The organism is Bradyrhizobium sp. CCBAU 25338 (genome assembly GCF_028128965.1).
GTDB lineage: Bacteria > Pseudomonadota > Alphaproteobacteria > Rhizobiales > Xanthobacteraceae > Bradyrhizobium > Bradyrhizobium liaoningense.
The window spans coordinates 59,721-73,729 of sequence record NZ_LFKY01000030.1 but is presented as its reverse complement, the minus strand read 5'-3'; the positions used below and the strand labels follow the sequence as shown (position 1 = coordinate 73,729).

At 65.0% G+C, this 14,009-nt stretch carries 15 protein-coding genes and 1 pseudogene; 6 read left to right on the top strand and 10 right to left on the bottom strand.

All coding sequences use genetic code 11. The annotated features are described in order from the left end of the window. Window positions 1-3: 3 nt before the first annotated feature. Window positions 4-378 (bottom strand): transcriptional regulator, encoded by a 375-nt coding sequence (locus ACM42_RS11140; RefSeq protein ID WP_028181243.1) that lies wholly within the window; start codon window positions 376-378, stop codon window positions 4-6. Further along, entirely contained in the window at window positions 365-982 is a 618-nt protein-coding gene (locus ACM42_RS11135) for a hypothetical protein (protein WP_271527967.1), read from the bottom strand. Before ACM42_RS11135 ends, ACM42_RS11140 begins: the two co-directional genes overlap by 14 nt. Before the next feature lie 204 nt (window positions 983-1,186). Between ACM42_RS11135 and ACM42_RS11130 the strand changes: the two genes are divergently transcribed. After that, window positions 1,187-2,434: a S1C family serine protease gene (locus tag ACM42_RS11130; protein WP_271527966.1), complete on the top strand. Its 1,248-nt coding sequence runs from the start codon at window positions 1,187-1,189 to the stop codon at window positions 2,432-2,434. Here the strand turns inward: ACM42_RS11130 and ACM42_RS11125 are convergent. From ACM42_RS11125 to ACM42_RS11105, 5 genes and pseudogenes are all read right to left on the bottom strand, one after another. After that, window positions 2,346-2,567 carry a DUF899 family protein gene (locus tag ACM42_RS11125; protein ID WP_271528032.1) on the bottom strand — a complete coding sequence of 74 codons (222 nt, stop codon included), beginning with the start codon at window positions 2,565-2,567 and terminating at the stop codon, window positions 2,346-2,348. The genes ACM42_RS11130 and ACM42_RS11125 overlap by 89 nt on opposite strands. Before the next feature lie 30 nt (window positions 2,568-2,597). Next, window positions 2,598-2,933 (bottom strand): annotated as a pseudogene (locus tag ACM42_RS11120) (SRPBCC family protein); the annotation flags it as partial. 8 nt (window positions 2,934-2,941) lie between these two features. Then, window positions 2,942-3,394 carry an ArsR/SmtB family transcription factor gene (locus ACM42_RS11115; protein WP_271527965.1) on the bottom strand — a complete coding sequence of 151 codons (453 nt, stop codon included), beginning with the start codon at window positions 3,392-3,394 and terminating at the stop codon, window positions 2,942-2,944. Window positions 3,395-3,490: 96 nt separating this feature from the next. Further along, a complete protein-coding gene (locus ACM42_RS11110; RefSeq protein ID WP_442868920.1) occupies window positions 3,491-3,769 on the bottom strand; it encodes a DUF3551 domain-containing protein in 279 nt (92 codons plus the stop codon). Window positions 3,770-3,920: 151 nt separating this feature from the next. Then, entirely contained in the window at window positions 3,921-4,895 is a 975-nt protein-coding gene (locus tag ACM42_RS11105) for a Bug family tripartite tricarboxylate transporter substrate binding protein (RefSeq protein ID WP_271527964.1), read from the bottom strand. Window positions 4,896-5,014: 119 nt separating this feature from the next. Here ACM42_RS11105 and ACM42_RS11100 point away from each other — a divergent pair, with 119 nt between their 5' ends. Together ACM42_RS11100 and ACM42_RS11095 are read left to right on the top strand one after the other, a co-directional pair. Beyond that, on the top strand, window positions 5,015-5,434 hold the full coding sequence (locus tag ACM42_RS11100) for a VOC family protein (protein WP_271527962.1): 420 nt from the start codon (window positions 5,015-5,017) through the stop codon (window positions 5,432-5,434). A gap of 168 nt (window positions 5,435-5,602) precedes the next feature. Further along, window positions 5,603-7,183 (top strand): AMP-binding protein, encoded by a 1,581-nt coding sequence (locus ACM42_RS11095; RefSeq protein ID WP_271527961.1) that lies wholly within the window; start codon window positions 5,603-5,605, stop codon window positions 7,181-7,183. Between the two features lie 193 nt (window positions 7,184-7,376). On the opposite strand, the gene ACM42_RS11090 is transcribed toward ACM42_RS11095, so the two are convergent. From ACM42_RS11090 to ACM42_RS11080, 3 genes are all read right to left on the bottom strand, one after another. Next, on the bottom strand, window positions 7,377-8,471 hold the full coding sequence (locus tag ACM42_RS11090) for an HD-GYP domain-containing protein (protein WP_271527960.1): 1,095 nt from the start codon (window positions 8,469-8,471) through the stop codon (window positions 7,377-7,379). A gap of 384 nt (window positions 8,472-8,855) precedes the next feature. Next, window positions 8,856-11,141 carry a xanthine dehydrogenase family protein molybdopterin-binding subunit gene (locus ACM42_RS11085; protein ID WP_271527959.1) on the bottom strand — a complete coding sequence of 762 codons (2,286 nt, stop codon included), beginning with the start codon at window positions 11,139-11,141 and terminating at the stop codon, window positions 8,856-8,858. Next, entirely contained in the window at window positions 11,138-11,629 is a 492-nt protein-coding gene (locus ACM42_RS11080) for a (2Fe-2S)-binding protein (protein ID WP_271527958.1), read from the bottom strand. Before ACM42_RS11080 ends, ACM42_RS11085 begins: the two co-directional genes overlap by 4 nt. 358 nt (window positions 11,630-11,987) lie before the next feature. Between ACM42_RS11080 and ACM42_RS11075 the strand changes: the two genes are divergently transcribed. From ACM42_RS11075 to ACM42_RS11065, 3 genes are all read left to right on the top strand, one after another. After that, the gene (locus ACM42_RS11075; RefSeq protein ID WP_271527957.1) at window positions 11,988-12,752 is read left to right on the top strand and encodes an alpha/beta fold hydrolase; all 765 of its coding nucleotides are present in this window, start codon (window positions 11,988-11,990) and stop codon (window positions 12,750-12,752) included. A gap of 24 nt (window positions 12,753-12,776) precedes the next feature. Further along, the gene (locus ACM42_RS11070; protein ID WP_271527956.1) at window positions 12,777-13,112 is read left to right on the top strand and encodes a hypothetical protein; all 336 of its coding nucleotides are present in this window, start codon (window positions 12,777-12,779) and stop codon (window positions 13,110-13,112) included. Window positions 13,113-13,310: 198 nt separating this feature from the next. Continuing rightward, window positions 13,311-13,982, top strand: coding sequence for a dienelactone hydrolase family protein (locus ACM42_RS11065; protein WP_271527955.1), 672 nt, complete (start codon window positions 13,311-13,313; stop codon window positions 13,980-13,982). Window positions 13,983-14,009 lie beyond the last annotated feature (27 nt).

Genomic DNA, 14,009 nt, shown 5'->3' with positions numbered 1-14,009 from the left:
GAATCAGGTCGAGGCGATACCGAGGCGGCCGAGCGGCGGCGCCTCGCGGCCGGCGGCTTTCGCCGCGTCGCGCACCAGCCGCTCGAGCACAGCGAGATAGTCGAGGAAGCGGCGGCGGCCGGCCTTGGTCAGGCGACAGGTCGTGTGCGGGCGGTTGCCCTCGTAGCCCTTGGTCATCTCGACGAGGCCCGCCTCCTGGAGCACGGCGAGGTGCCGGCTGAGATTGCCGTCGGTGAGGCCGCAGAGCTGCTTGAGATCGCCGAATGCCAGCCCCTTGGGATGCGCCATCAGCGAGGTCAGAAGCCCGAGCCTCGCCTTCTCGTGGATGACGCGGTCGAGTCCTTCATAGGAGAAGGGCGCGCTGTCAGTCTTCGACATCGTTGTCTCCGGACGCGAAATGCAGAATGGCCGCCATCACCGATTGCCCGATCACGAAGGGCAGCCCCATGGTCCATGGCGACAGCGTATGGGTTCGGCTTGCCAGCACCACCACCGCAAAGCCGGACACGAAATACCAGGCGCCGGCGAGTGCGACGGTGCGCGGCAGTGAGCGGACCGAGGCAAAGATGCCGAGCGACACCAGGATCTGCCACAGGCCCGGCAGCAGCCACAGCGACTCGCTCGCGAACTTCCACATCACCACCGCGAGCAGCACGCCGGCAACGCCTGCCGGCAGGAACTGCTCGACGGCCTGGTGGATCATGGCATCCGCCAAGCCCGAATGGTGACGGCGCGAACGCGCCCGCATCTCGATGCCGATCATCAGCCCCGAGAGCACGGCGGCACTGAGCCAGCCGATGAAGAATCCGAGCGGCTCGCCGGTGGGGTCATCCAGCAGCCAGAACTGCAGAACCGCGGTGATGAGCGCGACAGCGCCGGTCGCCACCATTGTCGCCGGGCCGTAGCCGCGGAAGGCGGTGCCCGCCGCGATCTGACTGCGGATCGCCACGATGTCGGCCAGCGCCTTGTCGAGATCGCGCATCGGCAACGTAAATCCTCGTTCCACCCGGGGGCGTTTCCGGGACTGCAGGGCCCCGTTACTTTGTATTGCAAAGTATATGGCACGGCAAAGTAAAGGCAAGCCCGAATGTCGCGGCGGCCCGACCGACGCGAGCGGACAACTGGCGGTTGCGCGCTACATATCCTGACGGATAAGATGGACCCGGAAGCGTTCCAGGGGGCTGGTATGTGGCTGAGGTCGTTTGTCGTTGCGTTTGTTTTCGAGGTGATGCTGGCCGGGTTCGTTCATGCGGCGGGGCCTTTCGGCACAATCCACGTCGGCAACTGGAACGGTGGCGCTTTCACCAATGACTCGACCGGCGCGTTCTCTCACTGCGCTGCAAGCATGCCCTACGCCAATGGCATGACCTTGCTTGTCGGCCAGGATTCGAACAACGCGTGGCTGCTCGGTTTTGCCAATCCAGCGTTTCGTTTCAAGAAGGGCGAGAACCTGACGATCGACCTGACCTTTGACGGTCAGGCCGAGGTGAGGCTGTTTGCGACCGCCTTTTCCGAGGTCATGGTCTCAGCCGTTCTGCCGACAAACGTCGCGCGCGCTTTCCAGAAGGCGAGCCTGATGGTGGCGGTGGCGAGAGGCACGCCCTTCCAGTTCAGCCTGACCTCGACTGCCCCTCTGATTGCCGCCGTCAGCAATTGTGTAACCCGGGTCAAGGCCGACGGGCTGGACAAGGTCGGCGATTTCACCAAGATGACCGCCAAGCCGCAGGCCGCGCCGGACAAGCAGGCGGCATCGCCCGCCGGCGGCAAACCCGCCAGGGCCAAGAGCGGCACCGGCTTCGTGGTGAGTACGAGCGGACACATCGTCACCAACCACCATGTGATCGACGGCTGCGCCGGCGACATCAAGGGCAATCTCACCGGCGAGGCCGCAACGGTGCTGCGCGTCGTGTCGAGCGACTCCAACAACGATCTCGCCCTGTTGCAGGCGCCGTCGACGACGACATTCAAGGACTTCGCCCGAATTCGTGACCGTTCCATCCGTTCCGGAGATTCCGTGGTCGCGATCGGCTTTCCCTACCATGGACTGCTGACCTCGGACTTCACCGTGACGACCGGCATCGTGAGCTCGCTCAGCGGCATGCGCAACGACTCGCGCTTCCTGCAGATCAGTGCACCCGTACAGCCCGGGAATAGCGGCGGCCCGCTGTTCGATAGCACCGGCCATGTCGTGGGCGTGGTCACCGGAAAGATCCCGGCATTGCGTATCGCCGCTGCGACCGGCAACATTCCCGAGAACATCAATTTCGCCATCAAGACCGGCGTGCTGCGCGACTTCCTCGACAATTCCGTGGTGCCCTATCAGACCGCCGAACCAAAGGGCGAGCTCAAGACCACCGACATCGCCGCCAACGCCCGGCCGTATACGATGCTGATCTCGTGCAATGCGACGGAGCAGGCGGACGCGAAGCGGTAGCGTGAGCCTTGTCGACCTTGACCCGGGGCAAGGCGCGGCGCTCCTCGGCGAGGCGCTCGCGGGCCGCCGTGAGCTCCTTCTCGCGCGCCAGATGGGCCCTGCGCGCGATGATCCATTGCTCGCGCGGGACGATCTGATGGTGCTGCGTGGCGTTCTCCTGGCGTCAGGCGACGAAGGCGTCGAGCTTGTCGAGGAACGAACTCCAGCCGCGCTGGTGATTGTCGCGTGCGGTCTCGTCGAAGAACTGGGCGTGATGGAAGATCATCAAGGTGCCGGCACCGTCCGGCTTCAGCGAGATCGTCACAAGCGATTCGCGTTCCGGCGTCGAGTGCCAGGCCCAGGTGAAGACGAGCAGCTCGTTCGGCACCACCTCGCGATAAAGGCCGCCGGCCTCGAAATATTCGCCGTCGTCGCGGGTGAAGCTGATGCGGTAGCGGCCGCCGACGCGAACGTCGAGCTCGGCCTGAAGCGTCGCCTGCTGCATGTTCGGCGGCCCGAACCATTGCGCTAGCTGCGCGGCTTGCGTCCAGGCGGCGTAGACCTTTTCGGGCGGCGCGCGGAGCCGGCGCGTGAGCGTGAGGCTTGGACGTTCTGCCGGGCGTTCGGCGGCGTTGGCGGCGGCGTTGGCCATTTCTCATCCTCCACGAAGGCGGCGAGACGATCGAAATTGTGGGACCAGAACTGCGAATAGCGATTGAGCCAGCTCATCGCCTGCTCCATCGGCTGCGCGGTGAGCCGGCAGGCGACCGTGCGTCCCGTCTTCTCCCGCATGATCAGGCCGGCATCCGTGAGCACGTCGAGATGCTTCATGATCGCCGGCAGCGAAACCGGAAACGGGGCCGCCAGCTCGCTCACCGTTAGGCCGTCCTGCTCGCCAAGGCGTGCGAGCAGCGCACGCCTTGTCGGGTCGGACAGCGCCGCAAAGGTCCGGTCCAGCGTCTCGTCCCTATACTTAACCATATGGTTTAGTATAGCCCCGAACGGAAAGGCGTCAAGCAGGAACCCGTTCGCACGGGTCCGCGCGACTGCGTGATCGGGCGAGCGTGCGGAGCCCGATCAGTACGGAGTGACAGGCCGCGCGCGCCGGTGCGGCCGCGGTTGAGGGACCTGTTGCTGGCCGTAGGCAAAGCGAGGATTGCGATCGCAGAACAGCAGGCGGCCGGAGACGCTGGCCTGGCACTGCTCATAGGTGCTGTAGGCGCATTCGCCGGGATAGTCGTACTCGCCTCCCTGCGCGCACCAGGGATAATCGCGCGCCGTGGCGGGGGTGCTGGCGGCGAAACCGACGAGAAACATGGTGGCCAGCGCCGGCAGCGCCAATTGCATCATGCGCATGAGTTCGAATTCCTCTCTTTGTGACGCGAGATACGGCCCCACATATCATCAGGTTTCGTTGCGGCCTTTTATTCCAGATCAACTGGCATTGAGCGCGCAAGAAAAAAGCCCTGCCGAACGGCAGGGCTCCATCTCGATCATCACAAGATCGCTACTCGACCTTCAGGCCGGCGAACTCGACGACCTTCTTCCATTTCTCGGTCTCGGCCTTGATCTCCTCACCGAACGCTTCCGGCGTCTGCACCCGCGGCTCGCCACCGAGCTCGACCAGACGCTTGGTCATGTCGGGCTCCTTCATCAGCGCGTTGACCTCGGCATTGAGCTTGGCGATGATCTCCTTCGGCGTGTTCTTCGGCGCACCCATCCCGAACAGCGCGCTGGCCTCGTAGTCCTTGACGGTCTCTGCGATCGCCTGCACGTCAGGCAGTTGCGGCGAGCGCTGCGCGGTGGTGACGCCGATCGCCCGCAGCGAGCCGGAGCGGATGTGCTGGATGATCGAGGGCATGTTGTCGAAGATCACCTGCACCTGGCCGCCGAGCATGTCGGTGATCGCGGGCGCGGCGCCGCGATAGGGCACGTGCTGCATCTTGCAGCCGGTCATGGCCATGAACATCTCGCCGGACAGATGCACCGAGGTGCCGTTGCCAGACGAGGCCATGTTGACCTTGCCGGGATTGGCTTTCACATATTCGATGAACTCGGCGACGTTCTTGGCCGGCACGTCCTTGTTGACGGTCATCACGTTCGGCACCCGCTGGAACGAGGCGACCGGCGCGATGTCGCGCACGAAATTGAACTTCAGGTTGGCGTAGAGCGAGGCATTGATGTAGTTGGCCGGATTGACCAGCTGCAGCGTGTAGCCGTCGGGCTCGGCATTGACGACCGATTCGGTGGCGATATTGTTCCCGGCGCCCGGCTTGTTCTCGACCACGAATTGCTGGCCGAGCTTTTCCGAGAGCCGCTGGCCGAGCAGCCGCGCCAGGATGTCGGTGGCCCCGCCCGGCGGATAGCCGACCACCCATTTCACCGGACGGGCCGGGTAATCGGCGGCAAGGGCCTTCGACAGCGGGGTGGCTGCAAGCGGACTGGCGGCGAGCAGGCCCAGCGCGGTACGGCGAGTGATCATCTCAAGGGTTCTCCCAGTGTTGTTCTTGAAAGTCGGATAGCTTGAAAGTCGCGTCGGTTGTAACAAAGCTTGCTACAGGCGGAAAGTGCGCAGCGCGCATCACGACGAAAGGATGAGACATGCCGGTCAAGGTTCACGCCCTGGATCATCTCGTGATCAATGTCAGCGATGTCGCGGTGACCGCGGAGTGGTATCGCAAGATTCTCGGCATGGAAGTCAAGCTGTTCGATCCTGGCGGCGGCAAGCCGCCCCGCACTTTGCTTGAATTCGGTAACCAGAAGATCAACGTCCGGCAACGCGATGCAGATAAAGTGGAGTGGTTCACCGCCGGCCACCCGACCGCCGGCAGCGAGGATCTGTGCTTTCTCACCTCGGCCACACCGGACGAGGTGGTGGCGCATTTGCAGGCACATGGCGTCGCGATCGAAGCAGGCCCAGGCCCAAGGCAAGGCGCGCGCGGCACGCTGCGCTCGGTCTATTGCAGGGACCCGGATGGCAGCTTGATCGAGATCTCGTCGTACGAGGACGATGGCCGTTAGGACTCGCTGCCTGCCCTAAACACCGTCGCTGCGAGGAGCCCTTGCGGCGAAGCAATGACGGGGGAGCGCGGACTGACCCCCAATTTGCTTCCCACGCCATCGGATGGCAGGAAGACACAATCATCGAAAAGCAGCCGCCAGCAAGATGCAGGCTGCACGGGAGGACACATGGCTATCCAGAAAACCGCCGCCGGAATCGTGAGCCCCTTCGACGGGCTCGACGTACCCTGGCTCTTGAGGATGCGCGCCGAGGTGCGCAGCTCCCATCCGTTCCTGATCTGGGCGCCGTTCGACGCGCCGGCGCGGCACTGGAGCTATGGCGAATTTCACGAGCGAGTCGGTGCGCTCGCGGCAGGGCTGGCCAGGCGTGGCGTCAAGCCCGGCGAATATGTGCTCATTCACCTGGACAATTGCATCGAGGCGATGCTGGCCTGGTTTGCCTGTGTCGAGCTCGGCGCCATCGCGGTCACCACCAACACCCGCTCGGCGCCGGCCGAGATCGAGTATTTCGCCGATCATTGCGGCGCGGTCGCCGCGATCACGCAGCCGGCCTATGCGGAAGTGGTCGCGCAGAACTGCCGCAACATTCGCTGGATGGCAGTGACGTCGCATGACGCCGGCACGGCGCCTGCGCAGGCCGTCTCGCGCGGCGACAGTTTCGAGGCGCTGTTCGCCGACAGCGCCGACCGCCCGCAGCGGGCGACCGATCCGCTGGCGCCTTGCAGCGTGCAGTACACGTCCGGCACCACGTCGCGGCCGAAAGCGGTGCTATGGACCCATGCCAACGCGCTGTGGGGCGCCAAGATCAACGCCGCGCATGAGGATCTGCACGCGAGCGACGTGCACCAGACCTATCTGCCGCTGTTCCACACCAATGCGCTGGCCTACTCCATGCTGGCGACGCTGTGGGTCGGCGGCTCCTGCGTGATCCAGCCGCGCTTCTCCGCCAGCCGGTTCTGGAGTGTCGCGCGCGAGCACGGCGCGACCTGGACCTCGACCATTCCGTTCTGCATGAAGGCCCTGCTCGAGCAGGAAATCCCGAAGGACCACAAATTTCGCCTGTGGGGCACGGCGATCAACGAGCCGCCGGCCTTCGCCGCGTTCGGCGTCAAGGTCATCGGCTGGTGGGGCATGACCGAGACCATCACCCACGGCATCGTCGGCGAGGTCGATCAGCCCAACATCCCGATGTCGATCGGTCGCGCCGCGCCCGAATACCAGATCCGCATCGCCGACGACGACGGACGGCCGACGGAAGTCGGCGGCACCGGCAATCTCGCGATCAAGGGCATCCCCGGCCTGTCGCTGTTCGCAGAATATCTGCACAACGAGAAGGCGACGCGCGAGAGTTTTGACGAGCACGGCTTCTTTCTCACCGGCGACCGCGTCGAGCGGCTTCAGAACGGCCACATCAAGTTCGGCGACCGCGCCAAGGACATGCTGAAGGTCGGCGGCGAGAACGTCGCGGCCTCCGAGATCGAGCAGGTGATCGCGCTGGTCCCCGGCGTGCGCGAGGCGGCGGTGGTTGCGAAGACGCATCCGATGCTGGACGAGGTGCCGGTCGTCTTCATCATCCCGCAAGGCGGCGTCGCGGGCGCCGCGCCCGACCTGCATGACAGGGTGATGGCCGCCTGCCGCAAGGGCCTCGCCGACTTCAAGGTGCCGCGCGAGATCAGGCTCGTCGACGACATGCCGCGCTCGACGCTGGAAAAGGTGGCGAAGGCGGAGCTCAGGAAGATGGTTGGGTAGCGCAAGCTATCGCCCCAACGTCGTCCCGGCGAAAGCCGGGACCCACACCGCGTGATCTATCGATGGTGGATGGCCGCAGTCCCGAACGACCAGTCTTCGCAAAACTACTCCCCGGCTTATGGGTCCCGGCTTTCGCCGGGACGACACCGAGAGTGCAGCGCCGTCGCCGATTAAATCGGAGACGACGCCAAGATCAGAACGATCCCAGCGCCACCGGCCTGAATGCCTGCAACAGCTGCTGGTCGAGCTTGCCGCCCATGCCTTCCATCATCGTGAACGCGCGGGAGTGGGTGAAGGGCATGCGGTAGGCGCGCTTCTCCACCAGGGCGGCGTAGATGTCGACGATCGTCGTCAGCCGCACGATGTCGCTGATCTGGTTCGACGACAGGCCGTTCGGATAGCCGGAGCCGTCGAGGAATTCGTGATGATGCAGCACCACGTCCAGCATCTCTGGCGGGAAGCCGCCTTGTGCGGCGAGCGCTTCATAGCCGCGACGCGGATGCTGGCGCACCTCTTCCATCTCCTCGTCGGTGAGCTTGCCGGGCTTGTCGAGCAACGCGGCGGGAACGAAGGCCTTGCCGACGTCGTGCAGCAGCGCGGCGCGGGTCAGGCGGCGCTGGTCGTCCTCGCGCATGCCGAGATGCTGGGCGAAGGCGACGGCGAAGCCGGTGACGAACAGGCAATGGCGATAGCTGCCGACATGGTGGCAGCCGACCGTGGTCAGCCATTCGCGCAGCGAGGAATGCTTGATCGCCTTCAGAATCTTGCTCTCGGCCGCAATGACGTCATCGAAGGTCAGGGGCACGCCGAGCGGCATCTTCTCGAACATCTTGGCCAGCACCGCGTGCGCCGCCTCGACGCCGCGGTTGAGCGTCTTGCCGCGATCGGTCGCGTCATAGGCGGCAGTGTCCGGGAAGGCGGCGCGGACGCGCTGCAAGATGGCGTCGGCCTGAAGCGGCCGCGAGATGGTGTCGGTGGCCCCTAACGCCCAGGCCTGCATGGTGCCGTGATGCAGGGCGTCTGCGAGCACGAACAGCCGCGGCATCGAACGGTAGGCATCGCCGCGCAGCTTGTTGCGGACCCGCTGCACGCTTTCGGGCGAACGCAGGTTGATGTCGACCACAAGGCCGGAGAGATCGCGCGCGGGTTGGGCGGGGATGGCCTCTGTCGTCACTGTCGAGACGTCGCCGACCGCTTTCAGAATGCTGGCGAGCTCGCTGCTCTCGTCGCTGCGATCGGAGGCGAGCAGAAGCCGACGTTTGGCGGCGGGTTTCGCTGAGGCGTTCATGACTTCCCCAAGGCACGGGACGGGATTTGGCGTCAGCCTAAGCCGGATCAGGTTCTCTGGCCCTTAAGAGGCGTGCTCAATGGAACCCTGCGGAATTGCGTCCAATTTTACGGGTTTCGTCTCCCCGTCGGCGGGAACTTCAAAACCGCGAAAACAACCCCATGCACAGTAGAACGGTCATTGATAATAAAGGGGAATTTTTGGCTCCGAAGTCTCCGTCATGGCAGGCCCGTCCCGGCCATCCACGGCCTGAGCCGGGACACGAAGAACGTGGATGCCCGGGACAAGCCCGGGCACGACGGTGAACGCGACTGCAAAGGCTCGGAACAAATCCGCCGGAGGTTGGCCCTCCGGCGGATTGTCTCAAGCAGCCTTCATCCAACCCTACGCCTTCATGCTCGCCTTCACGGCCTCGGCCGTGATCGGCAGCGCCCGGACGCGGGCGCCACTGGCATTGAAGATGGCGTTGCCGATGGCGGGGGCCACCACCGTCACCGCGGGCTCGCCGACGCCGGTGGCCTTCTCGCCATTGGCGATCACGGCAACCGCAACCTCGGGCGTCTGGCTCATGCGCAAGGGCGCGTAGCTGTCGAAATTGGTCTGCTCGATGCCACCGTCCTTCAGCGTCGCCTTCTCGTACATCGCCAGAGACAGGCCCCACAGCGCCGCGCCCTCGACCTGGGCGCGGATGTTGTCGGGATGCACCTGCGTGCCCACGTCGGTTGCGATCGTGAGCTTCTTCACGGTCACCGCGCCCGACGGCGCGACGGCGACGTGAGCCACGCACGCCGTCCAGCTCGCGCTCGCGCGTTCCTGCGACGAGACGCAGGCAACGCCCATGCCCTCGCCTTTCGGCAATTGCCTGGTGCCGTAGCCGGACAGTCCCATCGCGGCGAGCAGCGTGTTGCGCAGCCGCTGCGCGCCGCCATCGTTCTTGCCGGCGCCGTCGAGCAGCGAGATGCGGAACTGCGCGGGATCCTTGCCGGTCGCAGCCGCGATCTCGTCGATCATGCTTTCGACCGCCCAGAAGGTCCAGCCCGGCGCCACCGAGCGAAGCTGGCCGGACGGCGTGGCATTGTGCGCGAGCTCGTTCTTGATCGCACGCACGTAATGGTTGGGCACCGTGTAGAAGAAGTCCGCTCCATTGACCGTGAAGGAATCGAGCGGCCCCTTCTTGTCGACCGAGGGCGTCAGGAAATCGGGGATTCCCCAGCGCGCGGTCGGCCAGGCCGAGACCACGTCGTGGCTGATGGCGATGAGCTTGCCGTCGCCGTCCACGCCGGCCTTCACCTTCTGATAGGTGAGCGGACGCGAGAAATCCATCGTCATGTCGTTCTCGCGCGAGTAGATCACCTTCACCGGCTTGCCGACCGCCTTCGCCGCCTGCACGGCGGGAATCATCATGTCGGCATCGAGACGCCGGCCGAAGCCGCCGCCCAGCCAATGCTGGTGCATCACCACGAACTTCGGATCGATCCCGGCGGCGCCTGCGGCGATCGCACCGGAGCGCGTCGCGAACTGGTTGCCGGAATAGATGTGCAGGATGTCGCCCTTGAACTCCGCGGTGGCGTTCATCGGCTCCAGCGGCGCGTGGATGTTGATGCTGGTGGTGTACTCGGCCTCCACTACCTTGGCCGCGGAGCCGAACGCAGCGACGGGATCGCCGTCCTTGACGAAGAACTGGCCGGAATCCTCCAGCTTCTGAAGCCGCATGGCTTCATCGAGCAGCGACTGGCTCGACAGCTTCGCGTTTGGACCGCCGTCATAGGCGATTTTCAGCGCCTGCGCCGCCTTCCTGGCGTTGGCATAGGTGCTGGCGACCGCGACGACCCAGCCCGACGTCGTGCCGGTCTTGTCGTCGAGCGTGACGGCCTTGATGAAGCCCGGCACCTTCTTCGCCGCGCTGTCGTCGACCGATTTCACCGTGGCGCCGAAGCGCACCGGCGGCGTGACCACCGCACCGTAGGCCATGCCCGGCAGCATCACGTCGATGCCGTACTTGGCCGTGCCGTTGGTCTTGGAGGGGATGTCGAGCTGCGGCACCGACACCCCGATCAGGGTGTATTGATCCGGCGTCTTCAGCTTGATCGCCTTCAGCTCGTCCGGCGTGAAGGTCTTGGTCGCCTTGCCGCTCTTCACGACGTCGGCGAACGACATCTGCTTCTTCGACTTCGGATGCACGATCGTGGAATCGCGCACCACGAGCTCCGACGCCGGCACGCCCATTGCGGCGGCCGCACCCTCCGTCAGGGCCATGCGGCCGGCGGCGCCCGCGCGGCTCATGGCGTCAAAGTTCATCATGGTCGACCAGCTGCCGCCGGTGATCTGCGCCCCGAGCACGGGATCGTTGAACTTCGGATCGTTGGAGGCGAGCGATACGCGCATGTCGCTCCACTTCGCGCCCAGCTCCTCACAGACGAGCTGCGCCATGGTGGAGGCGACGTGCTGGCCCATGTCGGCCTTGCCGCAGGTCACGGTGACGAGACCATCCGGCGAGATCGCATACCAGACGCTCGGCTCGAAACTGGCGGGCGCCGCGGCAGCCGCAGCATCGATGCCGGGCACGCCGGCATAGCCGAGCACGAGGCCGGTCGCGGCGGAGCCGACCAGGAAGGAGCGGCGGCTGAGATCGGTCGTCGCGGGGACGACGTTCTTCACATGCTCGTTCATGTGGGCCTCCGCTCGCTGGAGGTGGTGGACGCGGTGCGCATCTCGGAGGCAGCGCGCATGATCGCCTTCTGGATCCGCGAATAGGTCATGCAACGGCAGAGATTGCCGTCCATATGCGCGACCACTTCTTCCCTGGTCGGATTGGGATTCTTCGCGAGCAGCGAGGCCGCCTGCATGATCTGCCCGGACTGGCAGTAGCCGCATTGCGGCACCTGCTCGGCGATCCACGCCTTCTGCAAGGGATGATCGCCCTTGGCGGAGAGGCCTTCGATAGTGGTGATCTTCTTGCCGGCGACGTCGCCGATCATGGTCTGGCACGAGCGCACGGCTTCGCCGTTGACGTGCACCGTGCAGGCACCGCACAGCCCGGCACCGCAGCCGAACTTGGTGCCCGTCATCTGCAATTGCTCGCGGATCGCCCAGAGGAGCGGCGTATCATTCGCCGCATCCACGGACAGACTCCGCCCGTTGATGGTGAGTGTTGGCATAGGCGTCTTCCCCTGCCGGTGCATGAAGCCGCTTACGGCGGCAATTTGTGCGGCTGACACCCACCGGGCTGGCGTCAGCCTTGCCCGGAAGAATGATCGCGTTCAGACGGAGAGGCAAATGCAATTTGGAAGCAGTCGAGAAAACCACCTTCACACCCGCTCGTTGTGCGCCGCGCCAACGGCGCCGGCGCAGCTACTGGACACAACAGCGAGCACACCAGACATGCGTGCCATCGCATTCCGGCGGTTTCTTCGAGGTAACTTCGCAAAGTAGAATGGAGCCAATCGCGACCCTTACCCTCCCATGGAGGGTGAAGCACTGAAGTCGCGGCTGGAATAAAACGAAAGGGCGGAAGCAATGCCGAGGATCGATCGGGACGGCGTCAATATCTACTACGAGGTTCATGGCGAAGGTCCGCCGTTGCTGCTCACCCACGGCTATTCCTCGACCTCGGCGATGTGGCATGGGCAGGTCGATGCGCTCGCGAGGGATCACAAGCTGATCTTGTGGGACATGCGCGGCCACGGCCAGTCCGACTATCCCGATGATCCGAACGCATACAGCGAAGCGCTGACCGTCGGCGACATGGCGGCAATCCTCGATGCGGTCGGCGCCAAGCGCGCCATCATCGGCGGCCTCTCGCTCGGCGGCTACATGTCGCTCGCGTTCTATCGCGCGCATCCCGAGCGTGCCCGCGCGCTGCTGATCATCGACACCGGTCCTGGCTTCAAGAAGGACGACGCGCGCGAGGCCTGGAACGCGCGGGCGCTTGCCACCGCCGACAGGCTCGACCGCGAAGGCCTCGAGATGCTGAAATCGGCGACGCGCGAGCGCGCCACCGCCAGCCATCGCAACGCCAGGGGGCTGGCGCTTGCCGCGCGCGGCATGCTGACCCAGCGCGATGCGCGCGTGATCGAGCTGCTGCCCGACATCAAGGTGCCGTCGCTGATCGTGGTCGGCGCCGACGACACGCCGTTCCTCGCCGCGTCCGACTACATGGCGGCGAAGATCCCCGGCGCACAAAAGGTCGTGATCCCCGCCGCCGGGCACGCCGTCAACATCGATCAGCCCAAGGCTTTTGTTGACGCGGTCGAGCCTTTCCTGAAGAACTTGCCGGCATAGGTCGATCAAGCAAGGACGTAGGCGATGAAGCGGGCGATGCTGGCGGCGGGCGCGATGTTGCTGTCGATATCCGCGCAGGCCGAACCGTTCGGCGCCATGCCGCCGCGCCGACCCTTCGTCGCGACCCTGTCGAACAACACGCCGCTCGCCTTCGGGATGGATGCCGAGCAGACCGCGCGCGCCCTCGGCCAGCCGCTGCAATATGTTCGCGGGCGCCCCGGCAACGAGATCTATCTCGCACTGCGCAACATCGGCGGCAGCGGCCTGATCCCCTACCGTCACCGCCTGTTCCTGCAATTCCGTCACGGACGGCTGGCAGGATGGAAGGAGGACTACGGCGAGAACTGGATGTGGGAGTGATGGCGGCCCTTCATGACACAGAGAAATCGTATCCGCGCTGGCGCGCATTGAAGTTGCCACATCGTCATGGCCGGGCTTGTCCCGGCCATCCACGATCTTTCGTGCGGCGCCATGAACGTGGATGCCGGAACAAGCCCGGGCATGACGAGATTGTGGCGCGAGTAGAATTCCCGACCATCAAGAAGAAGGACAATTCGCGTGGGACAGGACATCAAGCTGACGGCCTCCGACAATTTCCAGCTCGGCGCCTATCGCGCTGACCCCTCCAGCACGCCGAAGGGCGCGGTGGTGGTGATCCAGGAGATATTCGGGGTCAATCACCACATCCGCTCGGTCTGCGACCGGCTGGCGAAGGAAGGCTATGTCGCGATCGCGCCGTCGATCTTCGACCGGACGTCACCGAACTTCCAGTCGGGCTATTCGCCCGACGAGATCGCGGAGGCGCGCAAGTTCGTCGCCAATCCGGATTGGGCCGCGATGCTGCGCGACACGCAAGCCGCGATCGATGCAGCGAAGAGCGTTGGCCCCGTCGGCATCATCGGCTTCTGTCTCGGCGGCAGCGTCGCCTTCGTCGCGGCGACGCGGCTGTCGGGGCTGAAGGCCGCGGTGGGCTATTACGGCGGCGCGGTCGTGCGCTTTGCCGACGAGACGCCGAAGGTGCCGACGCAGCTGCATTTCGGCGAGAAGGATGCCGGCATCCCGCTGACCGACGTCGAGACCATCAAGTCGAAACGGCCCGACGTCGAGGTCTTCGTCTATCCGGGCGCCCAGCACGGCTTCCATTGCGACGAGCGCGCCAGCTACGACAAGGCCAGCGCCGACATCGCCTGGCCGCGCAGCATGGCGTTCTTCGCGAAGCATTTGAAGTAGGACGCGCTTCTCTCTCCGCTGTCATTC